A 6,911-nucleotide genomic window follows, 5' to 3' on the forward strand; every position below is an offset into this window, starting at 1 on the left:
GCTCGCGGACTCGCGGGCGAGGGCTCCGAGCCGGCGACTGACGCGCGCCAGGGCCTCCTCGAACACCTCGGCGCGCGCCCGGTTCTTCGTGTTGAAGGGACGCGCCGCTCCTCGCCCACCGCGCTGCGGGACCGCGGCCGCCGCCTCCCGACGGTAGAGGCCGGTGTACTTGTTGCGAGCACGCCGGATCCGGTTGTGCAGCTCCGCGGCCGCATCCTCGTCGAGCGCTGCCAACGCCGCGGCGTCGGTCTCGTGGAACAGCAGTCGTTCGGCGTCGGTCAGGTGCGCGAGGAGGGCCTTGTCCATGCGGTGATCCTTCCGTCTCGGGGTGCGCCTGTCCACGCGCCGGGCCGCTCACTCCTCCGGGTGGAGGACGGTGATGCCGGTCGGGGTCGCGGCTGCGGACTCGGGCAGCAGCGCCGCGGCCTCCTCGAGCCCGACGGTCCGCGACACGAGCTCGGCCGGCCGGAGCACTCCTCGGGTGACGAGGTCGAGCATGCGCGGGTAGTCGGCGGCCGACATCCCGTGGCTGCCGAGCACGTCGATCTCCCAGGAGAGCACTCGGGCGAGCGGGACCTCGGTCGTCGCCCCGGTGAGGAGCCCGACCTGGACGTGACGACCGCGCCGGCGCAGCGAGCCGATGGCGGTGACCACCGTCCCGGCCGCCCCGACGGCGTCGATGCCCACGTGCGCGCCGCCTCCGGTGAGCTCCACGACCCGCTCCGCGGTGTCTCCCCCGGCGAGGACGGCATGCTCGGCGCCGAGGCGTCGCGCGAGGTCGAGGGCCCCCTGCGACCGGTCGACGGCGACGACTCGGGCACCCTCGGCCACCGCGACCATGACCGCGCTCAGCCCGACGCCACCGACCCCGTGGACCGCGACCCACTCCCCCGGGCGGGCCCGCGCGCGCCCGACGACGGCCCGGTATGCCGTCGCGAACCGGCACCCCAGGCTCGCCGCCGCCTCCATGGACAGGTCGTCGGGAAGATGCACGACGTTCGTGTCGGCCGCGCGGACGGCGACGAGCTCGGCGTGCGAGCCCCAGTGGCTGAAGCCGGGCTGGGTCTGCGCCGGACACACCTGGGCGTCCCCGGCCCGGCAGAACTCGCAGACGCCGCAGCCGTTGACGAAGGGGGCCGTGACCCGGTCGCCGACTCGCACCGACGTGACCCCGGTGCCGACGGACGCCACGACGCCCGCGAACTCGTGGCCCGGCACGTGCGGGAGCCTGATATCCGCGTCGTGGCCGGCCCAGGCGTGCCAGTCGCTGCGGCACAGGCCCGACGCGGCGACCCGCACGACGACACCGCCGTCGGCGGCGACCGGCTCCGGCACGTCGGCGACCTCGACGGGTCCGCCGAACCGCTCGTAGAGGAGGGCTCTCACGCCGGCGATTCTGCCCGGTCCGGCCCCGCCCCCGCACGTGCCGAGTTGTTGTCGTCGAGTCTCCGCCCCAGCGACATCTTCTCGGCAGGTGCGAAGGGCAGTCCCGCACGTGCCGAGTTGTTGTCGTCGGATCGCCGCCCCAGCGACATCTTCTCGGCACGTGCGAGGAGCAGTCGGGGGCGGGTGCGCGAGGATGGCGGGCATGACGGGCTCCACGACGCCCAGCGCGCGGACGGCCGACACGGTCGCCGTCGTCCTCGACCTGGCCGACGAGGTCGTCGTCCGGTGCGTCCGGGACGTCCACGCGGCGGTGCTGCGCACGACGGTCTCGGCGCTCCCGCGGGCGCTGCCCGGCGTGCCGCTCGTCGCCGGCGCGCACCGCGTCGTCTCCGGTGCGGTCTACGCCTCGGTGTCCCAGGCGCTGCGGGCCGGTGGGCGCGCCGCCCGGCACGCGTCGAGGAACGGCGTCGGTGCCCCCGTCGAGCAGACGCCGAGGTCCCGCCGGCTCCGATCCGTGCTGAACGCCGGCGCCGGCGACCGCCTCGCGGAGCGGCACGATCGCTACGCCCTGTCGATGACGGTCCGCTCTCGCGGCGGCGACGTGCGCCTCGCGTCCGAGAGCCTGGGGGCCGCGTACCCAGAGGCCACGGACGAGCTCGTGGTGTTCGTCCACGGCCTCGGGGAGAGCGACGAGTCCTGGCTGCGGCGGCATACCGGCCGCGGATCGACGTATGCCGAGGAGGTCCTCGACGCCGGCGTGGCCACCCCGGTGATCCTGCGCTACAACACCGGACGGCACGTGTCCGACAGCGGCGCCGACCTGTCCGCCGTCCTGGGTCGGCTCGTCGAGACGTGGCCGCAGCCGGTGCGGCGCATCCATCTCGTCGGCCACTCGATGGGTGGTCTCGTGATCCGGTCGGCCGCCGCCCAGGCGACGACGCAGCGCTCGCCGTGGGTGGGCCTCGTCGCGACCCTCGTGTCCTTGGGGACGCCCCATCGCGGCGCACCACTGGAGCAGGCGGTCCACCTCGCGTCGAACGCCCTGCACGTCGCGGGACCGTCGCGCCCGTTCGCCGAGCTCCTCGACCAGCGGTCGGCGGGGATCGTCGACCTTCGCCACGGGCATACCAGCGCGTCCGACTGGCGCGGCAGGGACCTGGCCCGTCAGTGGGGCGCCGGTGTCGCACCGCTGGCGCCCCTCCCGCACGTCGACCACCACGTCGTCGTCGCCGCGGCGCTGCCGGGGCCGGACACCCCGCTGTCCCGATGGATCGGCGACCTCGTCGTGCCCGTCGGGTCCGCGTCGGGTGTCACGGCCGGCCGCGCCCTCGTGCCGACCGCGACCGTCCACCAGGTGAGGGGGACCCATCCGGCCCTGCTCAACCATCCCGAGGTGGCGGTGCTCCTGCGGTCGTGGCTGCGCTGAGTCGACCCGAGGTCCGGCCAGGGCACGCGCGCCCGGCGAGCGCCCGACAGGACGTCGTCAGCCCGGGTCGCGCAGGCGGGCGAGCACGGAGCGTCGGACCGTCCACAGCGCCATGACGACGGCGCCCGCGACGACGACCGCGAGCGACACGAGGCCGGCGAGGATCGTCACCCCCCAGGCCGGACCGAGATCGACGACCGCCGTCGTCGGAGGGTGGGTGAAGAGGGGAAGGGTGGCGACCGCCGACAGCCCACCGACCGACCCGGCGACGACACCGACGACCACCCCGGCGGCCGCGAGGGGGACGAGCTCGCGCAGCGCGGCGCCCCGGACCGCGCGCTCGGTGAGACCGGACATCCGCAGCGCGGCGAGGTCCCGGCTGCGGCTGCGCCAGGAGTTCGCGACGAGGACGACCATCCCGAGCAGCGCGGCGAGCAGCGCGAGGACGGCGGTCCACCGTGCGAGCCGCAGCGTCCACGCCGCCGCGGACCGCTCGTAGGACCGAGCCAGCTCCGCGGCGCGATCGACCTGCGTGACGGCGATGCCCTGCGCGCGGAGGGCCCGACGCAGCCCGTCGAGCTGGGCGGGCTCGTCGCGGGCGAGGTAGACGAGGGCACGGTCGTTGCCCTCGAGGCGGGTGTTCGTCACGAGGAGGACGTCGAGGCTCGTCACGACGGAGTCCGGCGGAGCGCCCGGGACGGCCTCGAGCCCACCGACCTCCTGCATCGCCTGGGGCTGGCCGTCGAGCCCGGTCCCGTCGAGCGTCGTGCCCGCGCCCGCCGAGGCACGGGGCGTCGCGAGGGCCGCCGGGTCGTCGGCGGACGCGGCCGAGTCGACGACGAGGGTGTCGAGCCCGGCATCGGCGACGTCGAGGACCAGCGCACCCGGCCCGACGGTGAGGACGGCCCGGGCAGGGTCGGGAACGCTGGACCGCCACGACGAGCTCGTTCCGAGGGTCAGGGGACGCCCGTCGACCCGGAGCCCGTCGAGCCGCACCCGAGCCCGGGCGCCCTGGCCCGTCCCGCTCGGGGTGACGACGATGGCGATGACCCGACACCCGTCTCCGCACGGCAGGTACGTCCCCACCTCGGCGGTCGTGCCCTGACGCAGCGGCAGGGTCGCGACGGGGACGTCGTTGCGGCTGCCGTCCGCCGACAGCAGCCGCAGCGCCACCTCGTAGGTCGCTCCCGAGGGGGCCGACGCCGCGCTCAACACCTCGACGCGGCCGGTCAGGGACCGTCCGCTGAGGGCGACCGGTCGCACGCCGCTGCCGGCGATCCGGGACCAGAGGTCCGCCGAGCGGTCCCCCGGCACGAGGCTGGCGATGGTCCGGAACTCGTCGGGGACCACCGCGACGGTGGTCGGCGAGGTCGCCTGGCTGCCGGGGATCTGCACGACCGCCGTCGCGTCCACGCCCTTCCCGCGGGCGGCCGTGACCGCCTCCCGCAGCGCCTGTCCGCTCGTCGCGTTCGTCACCGCGGCGAGCGGCGCGCCGTTGTCGACGAGGCCGGCGATCGACTGGTTGCGGTGGCCGATGGCGGTCGCCGTCGCCCCGAACACGACCGACGCCGTGGCGAGCGCGACGAGCGGCACGAGCCACCGCGCGGTCGGTCGCCGGGCGGCCTCCGTCGCCCCGACGACCGTGGCCGGTCGCCCCTGGGACGTGGCCCGCCGGGCGACCGCTCCGAGGACCGGCGCCGCGAGCCGGGCACCGACGATGCCGAGGGCGGCGGCGAGGGCGGCCGGGACGGCGAGCGCGACGGGGCCGGTCACCTGGCCGGTGAGCAGGGCGAGGTATGCCGCGAGACCGACGGCGACGAGCATGCCCTCGACCGTCCCGAGGACGAACCCCGACGTCCGGGCCGGCACCGAGCGCAGCAGCGCGGCGATCGGTTGCCGTGAGGGACGGAGCACCGAGAGCCCGGCGAGAGCCAGGCAGGAGAGGGCCGCGCCGACGAGGCATACGGCATCGACCCAGGCGACCGAGAAGCCCGGTGAGTGGTCGAGCCACCAGTGCCGCGCGGCATACGAGACGAGGAGCGCGAGGACGGCGCCGCCGACCGCGCCGAGTCCGACCGTGGGGACCGTCTCGGAGAGGAGCACGCGGCGCGAGTTCCGCGGGCTGCGGCCCCGCAGCCGGGCCAGGGCCAGCTCGGGTCGGCGCTGCTCGGTGAGCGCGACGAGGACGAGCCAGAGGACGACGAGGAGCACGGCGACGAGCTGGGCGAGGAGCAGCGGAACAGCGCGGCGGGTCTGGCCCTGCTGGATCACGATGTCGGACGCGAGGTCGGTCAGGCCACTCGACGCGGTGACCTGGGGAGCGCCGACCACGCCGGCGCCGGGGTTCGGTGACCGGAGGAACTCCTCGAGGTGATCCGCGCCCGACACGAGCTGCTCCGGTCGGATCTCGCCGGTCCGGACCGGGAGGTCCAGCTCGCTCCAGGGGGCTGCCCACGGCGTGACCCGGCCGGCGCTCGACCTGCCCCCGACGAGGACGGTGGCCCGAGGGGTGAGCATCGTGTCGAAGACCGGATCGGACGACTCCCCCGCCGCGCTCGAGAGCGGGGTCCCGAACCAGTAGCGATCCGGCTCCTGCGCGTACGTGCCCGTGACGGTGAGGGTCGCCGCGAGCCCACTCGCCTGCTCGTAGACCCCGATCCTCGAGCCGACGGCCCAGCCCCGCCGGCGCGCCTCGTCGGTGGAGACGGCGACCTCGTCCTCCCTCGAGGGGCAGGTCCCCGTGGCGAACCGGACGTGCTGGCACATGCCGTCACGCCAGGTCAGCTCTCCCTTCGGGGAGGACAGTCGCCGGGGAGCGAGGGCGATGTCGACGGAGACCGACCCGATGCCCGCCCCGAGGAGCGCCCGCGACGGCGCCGGTATGCCGGTGGCGAGGGTGGCGGGGTCGACGACCGGGGAGGACGCACCCTCCGGCGGGATGGACGTGACGACGACGCCGGTGTCGCGCGGACCGCGTTCGGCGACGGCGGTGTCGAGGACCGACTGGACGATGGCCCGTTGGAGGACCGGCGTGAGGACGACACAGGCGCACACGAGGGCGGTCAGCGTGCCGATGACGGTCGTCTCCACGGCGCGGTAGCGGGCCGCCGGGGTGATGAGGACTCTCACGCCGACCTCATCGCACCGGGCTCAGCCGGCCCTCGTCGAGGTGGTACTCGGCGTCGGCGAGCGCGGCCGCCACGGGGTCGTGGGTGGCCATGACGACGATGGCTCCGGCGTCGGCCTCCCCGACGAGCAGGTCGACGATGCGCTCCCTCGTCGTCGCGTCGAGGTCGCTCGTCGGCTCGTCGGCGAGGAGCACGAGGGGCCGAAGGGCGAGCGCCCTGGCGACGGCGACCCGCTGCTGCTGGCCTCCGGAGAGCTCCTCGACGAGGTGGTTCGCCGAGTCCGACAGGCCGACGGCCTCCAGCGCCTCGACGGCTCGGTGCTGCGCCTCCCGAGGTGGAACCCCTTGCGCGAGAAGGGGAACGACGATGTTCTCCAGCCCCGTCAACGGCGTGACGAGGGCGTTGCCCTGGGCGACGACCGCCACCCCGGCCGCCGCCGCCATTGCCCGGTCGGTGAGCGGGCGATCACCGAGCCGGATCTGTCCGCTCGTCGGCACCAGCGCCCCGCCGAGGGCCCAGACGAGGGTCGACTTGCCCGCGCCCGACGGGCCGGTCACGGCCGTGAAGCTGCCCGGCGCGAGAGCCAGACTGACCTCCTCGAGGGCCCGCACCGCGCCGAGGTCGACGGTCACCGACTCGGCGACGAGCGGGCCGTCGAGGGCCCGGTCCGCCGTCGTCTCCACCCGGTCGCTCACCAGTCGTCCTCCTCCTCGGCCAGGGTGTTCTCCTCCTGAGGCGGGGCGGGCGGGCGTCGCTCGGTGCGGTAGGACACCTCGTCCTCCTCGTCGTCCCAGAAGCCGCCCCGCCGGGGACGCGGCGGCGGTCCGGCCGGTGCCGGGTATGCCGGGGAGGCGCCGTCGCCGGTGGGCCCCTTGCCGGCGGGCCGACCATCGGCGTCGGATCGCCGCTCGCCGGATCGCCGCTCGCCGGCGGGTCGATCGGCGGCGGGGCGGTGGGGGGGGGGGGGGGGG

4 protein-coding genes and 2 pseudogenes are annotated in these 6,911 nt (G+C 75.7%); 1 reads left to right on the forward strand and 5 read right to left on the reverse strand.

Translation table 11 applies throughout. The features are described from left to right. Positions 1 to 306: pseudogene (locus BN12_RS25400) on the reverse strand (hypothetical protein); the annotation flags it as partial. A 48-nt stretch (positions 307 to 354) separates the two neighbouring features. Beyond that, a complete protein-coding gene (locus BN12_RS18455) occupies positions 355 to 1,386 on the reverse strand; it encodes a zinc-binding dehydrogenase (protein ID WP_048554780.1) in 1,032 nt (343 codons plus the stop codon). Positions 1,387 to 1,588: 202 nt separating this feature from the next. Between BN12_RS18455 and BN12_RS18460 the strand changes: the two genes are divergently transcribed. After that, the gene (locus BN12_RS18460; RefSeq protein ID WP_048554781.1) at positions 1,589 to 2,812 is read left to right on the forward strand and encodes an esterase/lipase family protein; all 1,224 of its coding nucleotides are present in this window, start codon (positions 1,589 to 1,591) and stop codon (positions 2,810 to 2,812) included. 57 nt (positions 2,813 to 2,869) lie between these two features. On the opposite strand, the gene BN12_RS18465 is transcribed toward BN12_RS18460, so the two are convergent. From BN12_RS18465 to BN12_RS26295, 3 genes and pseudogenes are all read right to left on the reverse strand, one after another. Next, positions 2,870 to 5,941 (reverse strand): FtsX-like permease family protein, encoded by a 3,072-nt coding sequence (locus tag BN12_RS18465; protein ID WP_048554783.1) that lies wholly within the window; start codon positions 5,939 to 5,941, stop codon positions 2,870 to 2,872. Between the two features lie 7 nt (positions 5,942 to 5,948). After that, entirely contained in the window at positions 5,949 to 6,635 is a 687-nt protein-coding gene (locus BN12_RS18470) for an ABC transporter ATP-binding protein (protein WP_200901254.1), read from the reverse strand. Further along, positions 6,632 to 6,911, reverse strand: a pseudogene (locus BN12_RS26295) (hypothetical protein); the annotation flags it as partial. The gene BN12_RS18470 and the pseudogene BN12_RS26295, both read right to left, overlap by 4 nt.

It is taken from the genome of Nostocoides japonicum T1-X7 (genome assembly GCF_001046855.1).
Taxonomy (GTDB): domain Bacteria; phylum Actinomycetota; class Actinomycetes; order Actinomycetales; family Dermatophilaceae; genus Nostocoides; species Nostocoides japonicum.

Excerpts from the sequence above, each read along its gene's own strand:
- BN12_RS18460 (WP_048554781.1), top strand. The coding sequence starts at position 1,589 with ATGACGGGCTCCACGACGCCCAGCGCGCGGACGGCCGACACGGTCGCC.